Here is a 19,326-nt window from a genome sequence, read left to right as displayed (position 1 = left end):
ACTACTAACATGAAAAACAGTCTAGTACTTAGTGCACTAACGACTGGCGCTTTTATTGCCGCTATGTCGGCTTGTACGGACCTGACCGTAAAGGAAACCTCATCCATTGTGGTTCCAGCGTCTTCGGCAGGTACGTTTGCCGGTCTGCCCAATGTGGCAGACGCCTTGCAAGCCTCTTACAATAACCTCGGTAACAACTTCTCTGACCAGGCGAACATTTATTCACTTGGTGTGCATACCACTGCCGAAATGATTCCGCCTACCCGCGGGGTCGACTGGGGTGATAATGGGGTATGGCGTACACTGGATCAGCACACGTGGGATGCCACCCACTCAGGTATCCTGAACTCGTGGAATAACCTGAACTCAGAGGTTTTCAAAACCACGCAGATCATTGCTACGTCATCTTCGACGCCGGCTCAGGTAGCTCAGGCCAAGTTTTTGCGTGCCTGGAACATGTTCCACGTCATGGATTACTGGGGACAAGTACCTTACCGCGATGTTAATCAGGGCGTTAACGACAACCCGAAGGTAATGACTCGCTCGGAAGCCTTTGATTTCATTGTCAAAGACCTGACCGAGGCACTTCCTGCGCTCTCTGAAGCCAGTGCTACAGCCGCCGAGAACGCTGTTGCCAGCAAGGCATCGGCCAACTACCTGCTGGCTAAGCTGTTCCTGAACAAAGCGGTGTACAAGTCAACGAAGCCAGAAGGCCCCTACACCTTCGACAAGGCTGATATGGATAATGTAGTGAAGTACGTCGATGCCATCACGGCGGCGGGTTTCAAACTGAATCCCAACTACTTCGACAACTTTACGACCAGTGCCGCCAACGAAATTATCCTGACCGGTGCGCAGGGTAACCCGCAGAACCGCTGGATGATGACCCTCCACTACGATCAGAATCCATCTGGCTGGAATGGCTTCACCACGCTGGCTGACTTCTACGATAAGTTTGAGAATAACGACATGCGGAAAGGCATTCCTGCGAAAAAAGATGGTACGCAATTCTCAGGTATCGGCAAAGGGTTCCTGATCGGTCAGCAATACGATGACAAAGGCAAAGCGCTGAACGACAGCCGGGCCAACAAGCCCCTGCAGTTTACCCGCGACGTCGTTCTGTCGGGCTGCCCTACGGATAAAGGTATCCGCGTAATCAAATACCACCCGGCCGATGCCAACAAGTACATCCTCATTCGCTACGGCGATGCGTATCTGATGAAGGCCGAGGCGCAACTGCGCAGCGGAAACACGGCAGCTGCGCTGGCAACCGTAAACGCGCTACGGGCTACCCGGAAAGCGTCAACCCTGACCGCCCTGACTGAAGATACGATGTTCGATGAAATCGGACGTGAAACGTATTGGGAAGGTGGCAAACGGACCGTTGAAGTTCGTTACGGCAAATTCACCACTGGCACGGGCGTCGACAATAAGAGCGCAAACACGGTGCTGTACCCGATCCCGTCTGACGCACTCGCTTCGAACCCGAATTTGAAGCAGAACGCGGGTTACTAGACTTCAAGTCATACCATGACACAAAAATGCCCGCTCAGCCGGGCATTTTTGCTTTCAGTAGAATCCCCATTTGCGCTGTAACTTTATCCCAATTATGTGGAAAGTAGGATTAGTAGTATGGATAGGTATCCTGAGTTTTGCCTGTAAACCCTCCGTTAGCCAGGATGAGATACTAAAATCGCTGAAGGATGGTCAGGCCCGCATTCGGGTAACCATCGACGGCCAACCCTTTTACCCGGACTCGTCCGTTTTTACCGGCACCGTCGCCGCCAGCGATCGATTTTTCAAAATCAGCCTGTTCGACCAATTTGAGAGCAACGTGATCGTTACCTTTAATGGTGAACACTGGTACAGCAACAAGCCATTTAGCAAGCCCGTTTACGCCAATAACCAGCTAAATGCCAGCGTTATGATGGGCCGAATTACCGATAAGGCCAATCAATACGGCATCGGCTACCTCATGACCGACGGTATCATTACCGTCGATCACCTGTCGCGCGAGAAAATCATCATCCACATCGAGGGCAAAGGTGGCAAGTATGCGCACATGGCTATGCCCGAAAAGTGGAATGATATAACGGCTGACATTATTTATAAACGGCCGCCCGTCAAGCTGGAAAGCTTACCCGAGGCGAGCGTTTTTTTCTAACCAACCTGTGATACGCACCTTCTTTCCGCGGCCTTTCTGGATGGCCACCCAACTACATAAGCCGTTCAATTGCCTAAAAACAGCCGCCTGTTTGCTACTTTTTACGGTTGGCTTTACGGCCTGTCAAGGCCCTGCTAAAGACACGTTGTTCGAGAAAATGGACAACGAGGCCATTGGCATCAATTTCCAGAACAAGGTCGAAAACAAGGCCGACTTCAACATTTTCAACTACCGGAACTTCTACAACGGGGGCGGCGTCGGCATCGGCGACCTCAACAACGACGGCTGGGCGGATGTTTTCTTTACCGCCAACATGGGGTCAAACAAGCTGTTCATCAACCGGGGCAAGCAGGGCGGCAAACCGTGGACGTTTGACGACGTCACGGAGCAGGCTGGCGTTGGTAGCAAGGGTAAATGGGGAACGGGCGTCGTGATGGTCGACATCAATAACGACAGCCGACTCGACATCTACGTCTGTTACGCGGGTTACCAGAAAGGGGTCGATCAGCGGAAAGAACTGTACATCAACCAGGGCAATGGCCCGGATGGCGTTCCCACGTTTAAAGAAGAAGCGCACCAATATGGCCTCGACGACAACGGCTACACAACGCACGCCGCCTTTTTCGATTACGACAAAGACGGCGATCTCGACTGCTACATTCTGAACAACAGTTTCATCCCGGTCAACACGCTCAACTTCGAAAATAACCGCTCCCTGCCCGCCAGTGAGTGGCCCGTCAAGGATTTTCTGAAAGGCGGCGGCGACCGGTTAATGCGCAATATGAGCGTGGAACGGAGAATAAAGGGCACCCAGGCCATTGGCTCCACGCCCACAGCCCCGCTCTTCGTTGACGTTTCTAAGGAAGAAAACATTTACAGCAGCCTGATTGGCTTTGGGCTGGGCGTGACCATCGGCGATGTCAACGGCGATAACTGGCCCGACATCTACGTCTCGAACGACTTCTTCGAGAAAGACTACCTGTACATCAATCAGCACGACGCGGCAGGTCGGCATACAGGGTTCAAGGAAGAAATCGAGCAGCGGATGAAGCACTTGAGCATCGCGTCGATGGGGGCCGATATGGGCGACATCAATAACGATGGCTATGCGGAAATCTTCACGACGGAAATGCTACCGCGCGATGAGCTACGACTCAAAACCACGACTTCCTTCGAGAACCATTACGTAGCCGGGCTGAAACGCGACAAAGGGTTTTATAAGCAGCTTCAGCAAAACTGCCTCCAACTCAATAACCAGAACGGCACGTTCAGCGAAATCGCTAATTACGCCGGTGTTGCCGCTTCCGACTGGAGTTGGGGCGCCTTGCTATTCGATGCCGAAAACGACGGGTACAACGATCTCTTTGTTTGCAATGGCATCTACAACGATATCATCGATCAGGATTTTATTGACTTCTTCGCCAACGAGGTAGCTCAGAAAATGGTGTTGTCGGGCGAGAAAAAGCAGTTCGATGAGATCGTCAAGAATATGCCGTCACGGCCCATTCCGAACTGCTTCTTTAGCAACAACAAGAACCTGCGCTTCACCGAAAAAGCGGCGGAGCTGGGCCTGGATGAGCCCAGTTTCTCCAACGGGGCCGCCTACGGTGATCTCGACAATGATGGCGACCTCGATCTGGTCGTCAACAATGTTAACCAACCCTGCTTTGTGTACCAGAATCACGCCGAGAAGCAGGCCGCGGGTAACCAATTCCTGAAAGTAAAACTGACCGGCGATGGCCAGAACACCTATGCGATCGGGTCGAAGATCGAGGTGTTTGCCAACGGACAGATCATCAGCCGGTACATTGCGCCCTCGCGCGGTTTCCAGTCGAGCACCGAATACGTACAGACCATTGGGCTGGGTACGTTGCCCCGCATCGATTCCGTACGCGTCACCTGGCCCGACGATCGTAGTACGTTGGTGCGGACGCCTAAAGCGGGCACAACACTGACGCTGGCCCACAAGGATGCAAAGACCCCACCCCCAGCCCCTCCCCTTAGTTCAAGGGGAGGGGAGCAAAAGCTCCGCGAGGGTTCTCCCCTCCCCTTAGTTCAAGGGGAGGGGCTGGGGGCGGGGTCTTTACTCCTCACCGACGTACCTGCACCGTTTGCCCCGCACCTGGAGGATCGGTACGAAGATTTCTTTGACGAGCGGAACATCCCGATGAAGCTGTCGCAGGAAGGCCCCAAAGCGGCCATTGGCGATGTTAACGGCGATGGTCGGCAGGATGTCTACATTTGCGGAGCGAGGGGGCAGGGCGGACAGCTCTACCTGCAAACGGGCAGCGGTTTCACAGTCTCAACCCAGCCGTCGATGGCCCAGTTCAAGGACTTTGAAGACACGGCCGCCCTCTTCTTCGACGCTGATAAGGACGGCGATCTCGATCTGTATGTAGGCAGCGGCGGCAACGAAGCTCCTACGGGGTCGGGTACTTTGCGCGATCGTCTATTCATGAACGATGGCAAAGGGCAGTTTGCGCTGAACGCCCGCGCCTTGCCACCCGCCACCATGAACACCGCCGTGGTGACGCCCTACGACTTCGACAATGATGGCGACCTTGACCTGTTTGTGGGCAGCCGCAGTTACCCCAAAGAGTATGGTGTTACCCCAACGAGTTACCTGTACCAGAACAACGGTGTGGGCGAGTTTACCGATGTAGCCCCGCGCCTTGCGCCTGAGCTAACGAAGGCGGGCATGATACGCGATGCCACCTGGGCCGACCTGACGGGCGACGGCCGCGCCGAACTGGTGGTTGTTGGCGACTGGATGGAGCCGGTTGTTTTTGGGTATGCCAATGGTCGTTTTTCAAAACTGAACACGGGTTTGGCCAACATCAACGGACTGTGGGGCAGCGTAGCCGTGGCCGATCTCGATGGCGATGGGGATAACGATCTGGTGCTGGGTAACCTCGGTGATAACTTTTCCCTAGCTGCCGACGCCGACCACCCGCTGAAACTCTGGGTCAACGATTTTGACAAGAATGGTATCCTCGACAAGGTGACCACCAAAACGATCGACGGGCGCGACATACCTGTATTCCTGAAACGCGAAATGGCCGATCAGTTTCCGTTTCTAAAAACCAAAATCCTCAAACACAGCGATTACGCTACGAAATCGCTACAGGACCTGTTTACCGCCGACGTGCTCGACAAGGCACAGGTCAAAACGCTTACGTATCGCCGTTCCATTGTTGCCATAAACGATGGCAAAGGGCCGGGTGGTGAGCCTCATTTTACGGTGCGTGATCTGCCCGCCGCCGTGCAGATGACCTGCGTAAACGCCATTGCCTGCGAAGACCTCAACAACGATGGCCGGAAAGACCTCGTGCTGGGTGGCAACTTCACCCATTTCACGCCTCAATTAGGCATGATCGACGCCTGTCAGGGCCTGGTTCTGATGAATCATAAGGGTACGTTTCAGGTGCTGTCGAGTCGGCAGAGCGGCTACCTGACTAACGGCGAAGTTAAGCAGATCAGCCCGTTGACCATTGGGAAACAGCGTTACCTGCTGAGCCTTATCAATGACGCCAGACCCGTATTGAGCCGGGTTCGGTGAGCCTTTTTTCAGCCAATCGCCTGCACCTGGCCTGTGGGGAGTCAACTCCGAATTAGCTTTCGCTAGCTATCGATACTCATCGCCCAGTAGACCGACCCGCTAGCTGCTAATGAGTGGTTTATCCAGAGCAGCTAGCGGCTGTTGATATAGCCATATATAGTATAACGACTTCCTTTTTATCAACCTGTTTTTTACTAATCATCGACTGATAATTAGCGAATAATGGCTTTCACCCTCTATTCACACCAATAAGTAAGTGTCTATTTAATCAATATCCGCCTTTTATTGACAAGATGTGCTGGCCCCCGTTTGAACTTTTCAATCTTATTATTGTAATTTGCCCTATAGACCATACCTGTTTTGTACAGTTACAGAACAGAAAGAGTCAATACTCAACGTGACATCTCCTTTACATACCCTTTGCCGACGTCCCGGTTGTCTGTTTGGCTTTGTCTGCTTTCGTAATCAAGCAAGGCGAAAGGAATGGTTTATAAGCCAATTTCTTAACAAGTCAACCATTTATGGACAACAAACCCTACTCAACAGTGGGTCAGGTTGTTGATGCAGGACACAGGCCGGCTATCAACACACTTGCAAACCTATGGAAAGCAGTTTTCACGCTGCTCATGCTCTTTACCATCTCCTGTGCGTTCGCGCAGGAAGCTGCCGTAACCGGTAAAGTGACCGAATCGGGCGGTAGCATCGGCTTGCCCGGTGTTACGGTTCAGATCAAAGGTCAGACGAGAGGCTCAACCACCGATGCCGAAGGCAAATATCGGTTGACCGGCATTACGCCTACATCGGTCCTGGTGTTTAGCTCGATCGGCTACGCAACGCAGGAAGTAACCGTAGGCAACCGCCAGACGATCGACATTACGCTCGTTGAAGACAACAAAACGCTGAGCGAGGTGGTGGTTGTAGGGTATGGTACCCAGCGCGTGAAAGACGCCACCGGGTCTGTCGTCTCAGTGGGCACGAAAGACTTCAACAAAGGGGTAATTGCGACGCCGGAGCAGCTGCTGCAAGGCCGTGCGGCCGGTATCCAGATCACGCCCGCCAGTGGCGAACCGGGCGCAGGCGTCAACATCCGTATTCGGGGAACGACGTCGATCCGGTCGAACAACAACCCGCTTTATGTGGTCGATGGTGTACCTCTTGACGGGGGTGACGTATCGGATGGTGGTCGCGATTTCGGAACGGGGACGCAAACAGCCCGGAACCCGCTCACGTTTTTGAACCCCGACGATATCGAGAACATTTCGGTACTGAAAGACGCCTCATCGGCGGCTATCTACGGGGCACGGGGTGCCAACGGTGTGGTGCTGATCACGACCCGGAAAGGCAAAGCTGGCCAGCGGACGCTGAACATTTCGGCTAATACCAGCATCAGCTCACCGCTGAAACGCTACGATCTGCTGTCGGCAGCCGAATACCCGGCGGCGCTTCAGAGCGCGGGCGTAGCCATTACGCCAATCAACAGCGCATCGGCTAACACCAACTGGCAGGACCAGATTTTCCAAACGGGCGTATCGCAGAACTACAACATCAGCTACGGCGGCGGCAACGACGATACCCGTTACAATTTCTCGCTGGGTTATTCCGATCAGCAGGGGATCATCAAGAAAGCCGGTCTGCGCCGGATCACGGGCCGCATCAACGCCTCGCACGAACTGTTCAACGACAAGGTGACGATCGACATGCAGCTGACAACGGCGGGCGTGCGTGACATTTACATTCCGAACGGCGACAACGCGGGCTATCAGGGCAACCTGATCGGGGCGGCCATTCAGGCCAACCCAACGTACCCAATCTATGACAGTCAGGGCCGTTATTACAACCCGGACGGGTATGCGGGTGCCGTGCCTAATGGCGTGGCGTTCCGTAACCCGGTGTCGCTGCTTAATGGCATCGACGACGTTGGGAACACTAGCCGGACGCTGGGTAACGTGAGTGCTACGTGGCGGATCATCGAAGGGCTGTCGTACAAACTGAACGTGGGTATCGACAACTCAGTATCAGAGCGGCGCACGTCGATTCAGCGTAACCTGCCCGGTTTTAGCGAATCCATCGCGCAAAACGCTGGTCGGGCCGTCATTCAGAACCGGTCACGCCAAAGCCAGCTGCTCGAGCACACGTTGAGCTACAATCGGAAACTGGGCCCCGGTGCCTTCGATGCCCTCTTGGGCTTTGCCTATCAGAAGTTTCAGAGCAAAGGCAGCTTCATTCAGGCGCAGTTGTTCCAACCAACGGCCGTGTTCCCCTACGCCAACAACATTACGGGCGTAAACAACTCAGGCCAGAACAAAGCGTTTGAAGCGGGATCTGATCTGCTGGAAAGCGAGTTGCAGTCATACTTCGGTCGGGTGAACTACAACATCAACGACAAGTACCTGCTGACCGCAACGGTTCGGGTCGATGGCTCGTCGAAGTTTGGCCCGCAGAACAAGTACGGTACGTTCCCGTCGTTTGCAGCAGGCTGGAAAATTTCGGAAGAAGAGTTCCTGAAAGGCAAAGGCGTCGACATCAAGTTCCGGGCTAACTACGGGATCACGGGTAACCAGGAGTTCCCGGCGAACATCACCAACGTTCGCTACGCCTACGATGCCAACAACAACGCTACCAGCCGCGACCTGGTCGACAACCCGAACCTGCGCTGGGAGCAAACCCGGCAGTTTGGCGCTGGTTTTGACCTGGGCTTCCTGGATGGCCGGTTGACTGCCACGATCGATTACTTCGACAAGAACACGACCGATCTGCTGTTTGAAGCCCTGTATGCTGCGCCGGCACCGGCCCGCGCCCGCTGGATCAACCTGCCTGCCAATGTGAGCAACCGGGGTGTTGAGCTGGCCGTAAACTACGACGTAGTGCGCGGTAGCGATTTCACCTGGGATGTATCGGCCAATGCGACGTTTATCAAAAACCAGGTGTCGGATTTCAACGGTCTGTATAACGCCGGTGCTATCAACGGACAAGGTCTGTCGGGTGCCTATGCGCAACGGATCGTGGGTGGTCGGCCGCTGTTCTCGTTCTTCATGCCCACCTTCACGGGCTTCGATGAGCAGGGCTTTGGTACCTACACCGACCCCACCCTGCAACTGGCCTACGTGGGCTCGGCCATTCCGACCTACAACTTCGGCCTGACCAACAACCTGGGCTACAAAGGCTGGGGGCTGAACCTGTTCATTACGGGTGCGGGTGGCAACTACCTTTACAACAATACCAAGAACGCCATTTTCGTAAAAGGCAACCTGGGTATTGGTCGTAACGTGACGCGCGACGTGGTGACCAACGGCGAAAACCGCCTGAACCCGCCCGTTGTATCAACGCGTTTCCTCGAAAAAGGCGACTTCGTCCGCCTCTCGAACGTGGTGCTGAGCCGGGGTATCAACCTGCCAGCAACGTCGGGCATCCGCAACCTGCGTCTGTCGCTGACGGGCCAGAACCTGTTGCTGCTGACCGGCTACACCGGTATCGATCCGGAAGTAAATACCAACAAAACGCTGGATGGTGTGCCTTCGCTGGGCATCGACTACACGTCGTTCCCGTCGGCCCGCACGTTCACGCTGGGTCTGAGTGCCTCATTCTAAGCTGCTCGACGATCCGATTCAGCCAATCAGAACCGGATGTCGTTTAACGTTATTAAACTCAATGAACACAACTCTTAAATTTCCGCTCCTGGCTGCCAGTGCCCTACTGATAGCCTCGGCCGGCTGCACGAATCTGGAAGACCGCGTGCTGGACCGACCCACGACAATCGATGCCGGGGGAGCTTCTGCAAACCTGGAACAACTCCTGAACGGCGCTTACCAACAGTTGAACCCCCTCACCGACCAGGCGAACACCTACGCCATGGAGGAACACTCGTCGGATGAGATGATGGGGCCAACGCGCGGCACCGACTGGGACGACTTCGGTACCTGGCGTCGACTGCACCAGCACACCTGGGATGCCACGCACAACCAGATTATCGGCGCCTGGAACCAGTTGAACACCGGCTTGTTCCGCACAACGGAGGTTGCGGCGGCAGCGGCTACGGCCAACAACACGTCGGTACAAGCGCAGGCGCGTTTCCTGCGAGCCTTCTTCATGTTCAACATCGTGGATTTGTATGGGCAGGTTCCGTTCCGGGAAGCAACCGACAGCTTCGACACGAACCCGCGCGTATTGAGCCGCACGGAAGCGACGCAGTTTATTATCGACGACCTGACCTACGCGATTGCCAACCTCCCGGCAACCAAGTCGCCGGGCCGGGCCACGCGCGATGCCGCTCGTTTCCTGATGGCCAAAGTGTATTTGAACCGGGCCGTCTTTACCAACAGCCCGCAGACGCCCGCTGGTCCGTTTACGTTCCCGGCAGCCGACATGAACCAGGTGATTGCCAACTGTGATGCGATCATCGCGAGTGGCAACTATTCGCTGGAACCGGCTGGTCAGTATTTCGACAACTTCCACTGGGACAACACGACCCTGTCGAACGAGTTGATTTTCGTGATTCAGAACGAGCGCGGAGCCGCTGTCGGTAGCGTACAGAACCGCTACCGGATGACGATGCACTACAACCAACCCTTTGGGGGTGGCTGGAACGGCTTCACGACGCTGGCTAACTTCTACCAGAGCTTCGACGCAAACGATCAGCGCCGGAGCGCGGCAATTCCGGGCATGACCGATTCGACGGGTATCCGGGCGGGCTTCCTGGCCGGTGTGCAAACCGACAAAAATGGCCGTCAGTTGACAGACCGGGCGGGTAATCCGCTCAATTTCACGCCGCAGCTCAACCTGCTGTATGCGGGTGAGGCCAGCGGTATCCGGGTTATCAAATACCCGATTGACCCGGTTCGTCCTGACAACCCCGGCAATGACTATGTCTTCTTCCGGTATGCCGACGTCCTGCTGATGAAGGCGGAAGCGATTCTGCGGGGTGGCACGGCGACCAACGGTGCTACGCCAGCCAGCCTGGTGACGCAACTACGTACCGCACGGGGTGTAGCCGCGCTGGGAACCGTAACGCTCGAAAACCTGCTGGCCGAGCGCGGTCGCGAATTGTATTGGGAAGGCTGGCGCCGGAACGACATGATCCGCTTCGGCACGTTCACGCAGCCCTTCGATCAGAAGCCGTCAGTAACGCCCGATTACCGCGCCGTTTACCCGATTCCGCAACAGGCACTGGATACCAACCCGAACCTCAAGCAGAACATCGGATACTAGTGTAGGGGCGGGCCACCGTGCCCGCCCGAACCAGAACGCGGCAGCGAATAATACCCTGCGTGCCGCATTCAAGTGATTTCCTGAAAAGACCGCGACCAATTAGTCGCGGTCTTTTTGCATAAAGACAGGTACGTGGCTGATTCTCAGCGGACACTCTCGCGAAAGCGGGTAGGGACGATGGCCCACCCCCACAGATGTATTATCTTTACGTACCTATGAAACCTGCCGTACTGCTCGTTATATCCATCCTTTGTTTTGGTTGCGGAAGCGAGCCCCCGCTCTTCGAAAAAACAGACGCCGCACAAACGGGCGTCAGCTTTGCTAACCAGCTTCAGGAGACCGAGCAGGAGAATATTCTTTCCTTCGAGTATTTCTACAATGGGGCCGGGGTCGCGGCGGGTGATCTGAACAACGATGGCCGCGTCGACCTGTATTTCACGGGTAATCAGGTTGGTAATAAGCTATATCTAAACGCTAGCAGCCCCGACACGCCCTTGAAATTCACCGACGTCACCGATAAGGCCGGTACAGGCCGGGCCGCCGGTGCGGGCAACTCGCTGGCAGGCCGAACGGGCGGCTGGAAAACCGGCGTTACCCTCGCCGACGTCAACGCTGACGGCTGGCTTGATATCTACGTTTGCTACTCAGGCCTGCGGCCCGACTCACTCCGGCGCAATCAGCTCTTTATCAATAACCACAACGGCCCCGACAACGTACCCAGCTTTACCGAACGCGCCCATGAGTATGGCCTCGACGATTCGGGCTATTCGGTCCAGGCCAACTTCTTCGATTATGACCGCGACGGCGACCTTGACTGCTTCCTGATCAACCACAATCTGAAAAACTACCAGCGCAAAGAAGCCGCCGTCATGCGCGCCGAACGCGACTACAACGCGGGCGATAAGCTGTTTAGGAACATGAGCGTGGAGCGAAGAGCGGAGGGCATAGGGCCTGGGGTAACCAAGGGCGAAGCCAACTCCGCGCCCCCGGTCCCGCGCCCCACGCTATTTGTCGACGTCAGCGAACAGGAAGGCATCAAGGGCAATCCGCTGGGTTTTGGGTTGGGGGTTTCGGTGAGCGACGTCAACGCCGATGGCTGGCCCGATGTGTATGTAGCCAATGACTTCGTCGAAGACGATTACCTCTATATCAACCAGCGTGGAGCAGAGAGTAGGGAGCCAGAGAGAACAACAGGCGGCGCCAACCCCACGCCCCACGCCCTAAGCCCTAAGTCCCAGTCCCCTGCCTTCCGCGATGAACTACGCGAGCGCATCGGGCACACATCGTATTCGGCGATGGGCGTCGACGTAGCCGACGTGAACAACGACGAGCTACCCGACATTTTCACCCTCGACATGCTGCCCGACGACAACGCCCGGCAGAAGCTGCTGATCTGGCCCGATAGCTGGCAGGTCTATCAGGCGCAGCTCCGCAATGGATTTTGGCACCAGAACATGCGGAATATGTTGCAGATCAACCAGCGAACGCCTGCTGGTGGCTCGGGGCAGTTTGCCGAAGTGGGACAACTGGCGGGCGTATCCGCGACCGACTGGAGCTGGGGGGCTCTCCTGGCCGACTTCGACCTCGACGGGCGGAAAGATCTGTTCGTGAGCAACGGGCTCGGGCGCGACCTGACCAACGCCGATTTCACCAAATACATCAGTGCCGAAGAACAAATGCAGCGCGGCACGCCCCTGCTCGAACAACTGAAGCAGATGCCATCGACGCCCACGAAAAACTTCATTTTCCGAAACATAAGCGGCACGCAGCCCGACAGCGTGGCCTTCCAGAACCGCCAGGCAGCATGGGGCTTCGACGACAACACGCGCTCAAACGGCTGCGCCTACGCCGATCTCGACAACGACGGCGACCTTGATCTGATCACGAACAACCTCAACGAAACGGCCCGCATTTACCGCAATACCCAACGCGACAACCAGCAGGGCCGTTTCCTGAAAATAAAGCTGAAAGGACCCGCTAGTAACCCCTTTGGCATTGGCGCCACGGTACACGTAACGCAGGCGGGTCTGACCCAGTCGCAGGAGTTTTACCCAACCCGCGGCTACCTCTCAGCCAGCCACGACGCGCTCCTGTTCGGGTTGCCCACATCGGAAAAAGCCAGTACTATTCAGGTACGTTGGCCCGACGGACGTACCCAGCAAGTCGCCAATGCTGCCACCGACCAGACGCTGACGCTTGATTACAAACAGGCTGACCCCACCCCCAGCCCCTCCCCTGAAAACCAGGGGAGGGGTGTAGTGCGCTCCAGTTTAACTGAGACGGCCCCCCTCCCCTGGTTTTCAGGGGAGGGGCTGGGGGTGGGGTACAGCCATACCATCGCGCCCTCCAACGATTTTGAACGGCAACAGATGCTGCCGATGCAGTACTCCTACGCGGGTCCACGAATGGCCGTAGGCGACATCAACGGCGACAACGTACCTGACGTATTCATTTGTGGTACGCCCGAAAAACCAGGTACGTTGCTGCTCGGGAACAGGGATAACGCTACGACGCCCTTTGCCCCAAGCCCCATGCCCCCGGCTCCCGGCCCGGCCCGCAAAAACGCCGACGCCGTGCTGGCCGATCTGAACGGCGACAAACGGCCCGATCTGTTCGTCGTGAATGGGAACTACGCCCCCCGCGATCAGGCCGAACTTGCCGATCAGCTCTGGCTCAATCAGGACGGAAAACTTGTTCCGGCCGAGTTGCCCGCCGATAACATCAACGGCTCCTGCGTGAAGGCGCTCGATGTTGACCGCGACGGCGACCTCGATCTTTTTGTGGGTGGCCACGTGCGGCCCGTGCGGTTTCCACTGGCCGAAGAAAGCATTTTGCTGATCAACGACGGCAAGGCGCATTTCACCCGCAAATCGCTGGGTACGTTGGGGCTGGTTACCGACGCCGTCGCGACCGATCTGAACAAAGACGGCTGGCCCGATCTGGTTGTGGTGGGTGAATGGATGCCCGTCACCACGCTGCTGAATGACAAGCATGGGCAGTTGACAGCCGAAACCGGCAAACAGCCAACCCTTTCCGGCTGGTGGACGCGCATTGAAAAAGCCGACCTCGACGGCGATGGCGACGATGATCTGGTCGTTGGCAACCTGGGCCGAAACACGCAATTCCGGGCGTCGGTCGACGAACCCGCCACGCTCGTCTACGACGATTTCGACCAGAACGGCATGCTCGACTTTTTCATGACCTACTACATTCAGGGCAAAGCGTATCCCGCGCATACCCGCGACGAGGTCGGCGATCAGATTTCGGCGCTCCGGCGCACGTTTCCGACCTATGCGGCCTATTCGACGGCGACACTCGACCAGTTTTTCGACCCCTCGGCGCTTGAACACGCCCAGAAAGCCACTATCAACGAAATTCGTACGCTGGCGCTTGAAAACAACAACGGCGAACTCGTGCCGCACGCGCTGCCCCAATCGGCCCAATATGCCCCGATCTGTGCCATTCTGCCCGACGATTTTGACCATGACGGCAAACGAGACCTGCTGCTGATGGGCAACAATTCGTACCTGCGCCTGCGCCTCGGCAAAGTAGACGCCAACCACGGCGTTGTCTTGAAGAACAAGGGTCATTTTCAGTTCGAAACGCTGTCGCCCGCTCAATCGGGTCTGTTTGTCAGGGGCGACGTGCGCGATGTAAAGCGGGTGGGTCGTTATGTGCTGGTTGGCGAGTGCAACGGCCCGCTGCGGGTCTTTCAACCAAAGTAATCAGTTAAGTCAGCGATTCCCTCCTACCATCTGTGAGACTACTTGCCCTTCTTCTTTGTATCGTCACCTTCGTCAGTTGCCGCACTACACCCGATGAGCCCCCCCTATTCGAGTCGCTCAACGCGACCCAAACGGGCGTGGGCTTTATAAACCGGGTAATCGAATCCCCGCAGCTGAACATCATCGACTACCTCTATTTTTACAATGGCGGCGGCGTATCGGCGGGTGATGTGAACAACGACGGCCTCACCGACTTGTATTTTGTTTCTAATTGGGGCGTCAACAGGCTCTACCTAAACCGGACCAAACCGGGCGAAAAGCCACATTTCGACGATATAACCGAAAAGGCCGACGTCGGTGGGCAGTCTGAGTGGCAAACCGGCACGACAATGGCCGACGTAAACGGCGACGGACGGCTCGACATTTACGTCTGCGCTGTCAGCGGGTTTCGCACGAAAAACGGAGCGCCACTGAAAGGGCATAACGAGCTGTATATCAACAATGGCCCCGGCCCCGACGGCGTGCCTACGTTCACCGAACAGGCCGAAGCCTACGGCCTTGATTTCGCCGGTTTTTCAACGCAGGCCGCTTTTTTCGATTACGACCACGACAACGACCTCGATTGTTTTCTGCTCAATCACGCCGTTCATTCGGTGCGTTCTTACGACCGGATCACAGCCCGCGATCAGCCCGATTCGCTGGCGGGTGATTTTTTGTACAGGAACGAAGGGAGAGTGGCGAACGGAAGCCAGCCTAAAACCACTCTGGGCGGCAACACGCCTCCCCCCGTCTCCTTCCGCCCGGTTGCCTCTTCCGGCATTTTCCGTGCGCCAATGGGCTATGGGTTGGGCGTGGCGGTGGCCGATTTCAACAGCGATGGCTGGGAAGACATATACGTCTCAAACGATTTTCACGAAGACGATTACCTGTACCTGAATAATCAGCGCGGGGGCTTCGACAACGTGGCGCCACAGCAACTGGCCCACACCAGCCGTTTTTCGATGGGAAATGATGCGGCCGACATCAACCACGACGGCCGGCCCGATCTGGTCACGCTCGATATGTATCCCGACGACGAAACCGTCGAGAAAGCGTCGGCGGGCGAAGACCCTTATGATATTTACCAGTACAAACTGGCCTATGGCTACATGAACCAGTATAGCCGTAACTGCCTGCAAATCAACCAAGGGAATGGTCGTTTTGCGGACGTAGCGGCCCTGGCAGGCGTAGCGGCCACCGACTGGAGCTGGTCGCCGCTACTGGCCGATTATGACCTAGACGGGCAGACGGATCTGTTTATTGCCAACGGAATTGCCCGCCGGCCCAACGACCTTGATTACGTCAAGTATATCTCCAACGATTCAGTACAGATGGCGCTGGGCAATGCACAGGGCAATTCAGCCAAAGCCCTGACCAAGGCGATCGAAATCATGCCCGAGGGCAAAGTGCACAACTACCTGTTTCGGGGCACAGCCGAAGGGCGTTTCGATGATAAATCGGCCGCCTGGGGTTTCAAGACGCCGAACTGTGCCAACGGCGCCACTTACGCCGACCTGGATAACGACGGCGACCTTGACCTGATCACGAATAACCTCAACGAAGCGGCCAGCATCTACCTCAACCAGACCAACACGCTCTTTCCGCAGCGAACGTACCTGCGCGTCCGGCTGGAGGGCAGCGGGGCCAACACCGCCGGAATTGGCGCCCGGGTGTTGGTGCGTTACGCCCACAGCGACAGCCTGCAAATGCAGCAATTGATGCCCACGCGGGGTTTTGAATCATCGGTAGAGCCGCGCCTGACGTTTGGGCTGGGTACGTCCCAACTCATCGATTCGCTCATCGTCATCTGGCCGGATCAACAGATGGAGGTGCGACGCAACGTGCGGGTCAATCAGCAGGTTGTCCTGAAACAGACCGACGCCAAACTCGATGGTCGTGGGTACGTGATCAGCCGACCGGGCGCACCGCGCGTTTTCGCCCAACTGGCCGCGGCCGATACCACCGCGCTGCCTTACCGGCACCGCGAAAACACCTACTACCTCGATTTTTCCCGTGAGTCGCTGATGCCGTTTAAGGTGTCGACTGAGGGGCCGCGTCTGGCGGTGGGGGATGTCAACGGCGATGGGCTCGACGACGTGTATGCGGGTGGGGCGCGCAATCAGCCGGGTACGTTGCTACTGCAAACGCCGACGGGTCGGTTCGTGGCGTCGCCGCAGCCGGTGATGGCGGCTGATTCCGTGTCGGAGGATGTCGATGCGCTGTTCTTCGATGCCGACGGCGACCGCGACCTGGATCTGTATGTGGTAAGCGGCGGCAACGAATTTTCGCGGAAAGACCCGCCCCTGCTCGACCGGCTTTACCTGAACAACGGCACGACCGGCGGTCAACCTCAGTTCAGCAAGGCCACGCTGCCGCTGCTCATGGGGAATAAAAGCTGCGTACGGGCCGCCGATCTGGACGCCGACGGTGATCTGGACCTTTTTGTGGGTGGTCGGGTACTGGCCAATCAATACGGCCAAACGCCCGATTCGTACCTGCTCATCAACGACGGGCGCGGGCCGGGCGGCCTCCCCCGCTTTACGGTCGCTACCGATGAGCGTGCGCCGGGCCTCCGGCAGGCCGGTATGATCACCGATGCCCGCTGGACCGATCTCAACAACGACCGCCAACCCGACCTGGTGGTGGTGGGTGACTGGATGGCGCCCCGCGTTTTCCTGAACCAGAAAGGGCAATTGACCGAAGCGAAAAATCTGTTCGGCGACGCCCCCATGCGCGGCCTCTGGCAGTGCCTCGCCGCTGCCGACTTCGACCGCGACGGCGATATCGACCTGATGGCAGGCAACCTCGGGCTGAACACCAAGTTTCGCAAGAACGCAGGCGGGCAGTTGCGGATGTGGGTGAAAGACGTCGACGGCAACCAAACCACCGATCAGCTAGTGGCCTACAACCGACCCGTTCAGATAGGCCCCGACTCGTATGGTAATCTGGATGAGTGGTACCCCGTAGCCACCAAAGACGAATTGGGCAAACAGATGCCCAGCATTATCAACAAACGCTACGTGACCTACCGCAGCATCGCGGGCAAACTGATCACCGACATTTTCACGGCCAACGACCTTGCCAATGCCGAAGAGCGCACCGTCGATCAGTTTGCCTCGGTATATCTGATCAACAACGGCCCGAACGCCGGCGAGGCGCCTACGTTTACGGTGCAGCCCTTACCAATGCTGGCTCAAGTGTCTAAGGTCTTCGCCCTAACCCCGTTCGATATCGACGATGATGGCGATCTCGACCTGCTTGGCGGCGGCAATTTCTACGGCGTTAGCCCCTATCAAGGCCGCTACGACGCCAGCAACGGGTTTGTGTTACGGAATGAGCAGGGTCGGTTTACCGCCCTTTCTCCCGCCGATACGGGGTTCCTGTTGTCGGGTGAGATTCGGTCGATCGTTCCCGTTCGGGGTCGGCTGGGTACGTTCGTTTTGGTGGGGCGCAACAACGAACGTACCCAGCTTTTCGGGCGAGTGCAGCCCGCCACCCGCCCGAAAGGGTCGTGATTATTCCTTATCGGCTTGCCGGTCGGCACGGATTTCAGGGAGCGTATCGGGGTCGATCAGGCCGATAGCCGCCGCGTGTTCAGCCGCCGCTACCGTATCGGCCACGAGCAGCATCGGTACGTCATGATCAGCGGTTGCCTCGATCAGTGCCTTCACCGCGGCATCGCGGCGGTCGTCGGTGCTGACGTCGCGGATGTACACGGCCTTGATCCGCCCCGGATTGGCCCGGATGACATCGGCATAAATCTCGGGATCCTGCTGGCCGCTATCCCCCAGCAACACAAACGGCAGGTCCGGGTTAACAGACAGCACTTTGTCGATCATGGTCCGTTTATGGGTGTGATGCCCCTGCGACGATAGCAGGTCGGCGTTGAGGCCCAGGTCGCGCAGCAGCAGCGGGCCTTTGGGCAAGCCCTGAATGCGGAAAAAATCGATCAGCAGGTCGTAGAGATTCCAGGGACTACTCGACACAAAATAGATCGGGTTGAAGAGCGTGGTGACGGCGCCACTCTGCAACGCCCGGTAAAACGCCGACACCCCCGCAAACGGGAGCCGCGTGAAGGCGTTTTCCAGAAACGTGAGCCGCAGGGTTTGCCAGGCACTGGTAGCCCCCGTCACCAAAACGGTATCATCGATATCCGAAATAACCCCAAACTGGCTGTAGGCCGGGGCAATCATGAGTTGCCCATCCTTGATCACCGCTTCACCCGTATCGGGTTGCTGGACACCTTCGAGCGCGTATCGGATCGGAAACCACGCCCGGCCGGCGGGCAACTCAATGTCCGGATTGATCGTGATGTCGAAGTAGCCTTCCTCGTTCGTCACGGTCCGGAACGTCTGCCCAAACGTTTCGATGCGGACGGTAATACCGCCAACTTCCTTGGTGAGAAACCGGCTGACGGTAGCCGACAGATTGTCCCAGAAGGAAGCCCGGTCGGCGGGCGATGTTAATTCATTCTGGCGAAGGACCCGGCCTGTCAGCCAGACGGCATTGGGGGAGCCGAAACCCCGGTAATAGATGATCTGGTATGGTTTTGCCATGTTACTAACTAGATGCAGTATTGACTTCTAAGGCTGTGCAATACGTGCTTTGCCAACCTGTACGTATACGACCTATAA

8 protein-coding genes are annotated in these 19,326 nt (G+C 56.8%); 7 read left to right on the top strand and 1 reads right to left on the bottom strand.

The window, feature by feature from the left end; translation table 11 throughout:
* Positions 1–9 precede the first annotated feature (9 nt).
* From FAES_RS04895 to FAES_RS04865, 7 genes are all read left to right on the top strand, one after another.
* Entirely contained in the window at positions 10–1,515 is a 1,506-nt protein-coding gene (locus FAES_RS04895; protein WP_015330093.1) for a RagB/SusD family nutrient uptake outer membrane protein, read from the top strand.
* 94 nt (positions 1,516–1,609) lie between these two features.
* Positions 1,610–2,164, top strand: coding sequence for a hypothetical protein (locus FAES_RS04890; RefSeq protein WP_015330092.1), 555 nt, complete (start codon positions 1,610–1,612; stop codon positions 2,162–2,164).
* Positions 2,165–2,171: 7 nt separating this feature from the next.
* Complete coding sequence (locus tag FAES_RS04885; RefSeq protein WP_229364425.1) at positions 2,172–5,723, top strand: VCBS repeat-containing protein; 3,552 nt, start codon at positions 2,172–2,174, stop codon at positions 5,721–5,723.
* 626 nt (positions 5,724–6,349) lie between these two features.
* Complete coding sequence (locus FAES_RS04880; RefSeq protein ID WP_229364424.1) at positions 6,350–9,310, top strand: SusC/RagA family TonB-linked outer membrane protein; 2,961 nt, start codon at positions 6,350–6,352, stop codon at positions 9,308–9,310.
* Positions 9,311–9,371: 61 nt separating this feature from the next.
* A complete protein-coding gene (locus FAES_RS04875; protein WP_015330089.1) occupies positions 9,372–10,928 on the top strand; it encodes a RagB/SusD family nutrient uptake outer membrane protein in 1,557 nt (518 codons plus the stop codon).
* Between the two features lie 215 nt (positions 10,929–11,143).
* The gene (locus tag FAES_RS04870; RefSeq protein ID WP_065814291.1) at positions 11,144–14,653 is read left to right on the top strand and encodes a VCBS repeat-containing protein; all 3,510 of its coding nucleotides are present in this window, start codon (positions 11,144–11,146) and stop codon (positions 14,651–14,653) included.
* A gap of 32 nt (positions 14,654–14,685) precedes the next feature.
* Positions 14,686–18,207, top strand: coding sequence for a VCBS repeat-containing protein (locus FAES_RS04865; RefSeq protein WP_015330087.1), 3,522 nt, complete (start codon positions 14,686–14,688; stop codon positions 18,205–18,207).
* Here the strand turns inward: FAES_RS04865 and FAES_RS04860 are convergent, their stop codons facing one another.
* Complete coding sequence (locus tag FAES_RS04860) at positions 18,208–19,248, bottom strand: App1 family protein phosphatidate phosphatase (protein WP_015330086.1); 1,041 nt, start codon at positions 19,246–19,248, stop codon at positions 18,208–18,210.
* Positions 19,249–19,326: the final 78 nt, after the last annotated feature.

This window comes from Fibrella aestuarina BUZ 2 (genome assembly GCF_000331105.1).
Lineage (GTDB): Bacteria > Bacteroidota > Bacteroidia > Cytophagales > Spirosomataceae > Fibrella > Fibrella aestuarina.
Note: the sequence above shows the minus strand (reverse complement) of the source record. Positions and strands in the feature narration are given on the sequence as shown.

Coding starts and splice junctions, on each gene's coding strand:
- FAES_RS04895 (WP_015330093.1), top strand. CDS start 10: ATGAAAAACAGTCTAGTACTTAGTGCACTAACGACTGGCGCTTTTATT.
- FAES_RS04890 (WP_015330092.1), top strand. CDS start 1,610: ATGTGGAAAGTAGGATTAGTAGTATGGATAGGTATCCTGAGTTTTGCC.
- FAES_RS04880 (WP_229364424.1), top strand. CDS start 6,350: ATGCTCTTTACCATCTCCTGTGCGTTCGCGCAGGAAGCTGCCGTAACC.
- FAES_RS04875 (WP_015330089.1), top strand. CDS start 9,372: ATGAACACAACTCTTAAATTTCCGCTCCTGGCTGCCAGTGCCCTACTG.
- FAES_RS04870 (WP_065814291.1), top strand. CDS start 11,144: ATGAAACCTGCCGTACTGCTCGTTATATCCATCCTTTGTTTTGGTTGC.
- FAES_RS04860 (WP_015330086.1), bottom strand. CDS start 19,248: ATGGCAAAACCATACCAGATCATCTATTACCGGGGTTTCGGCTCCCCC.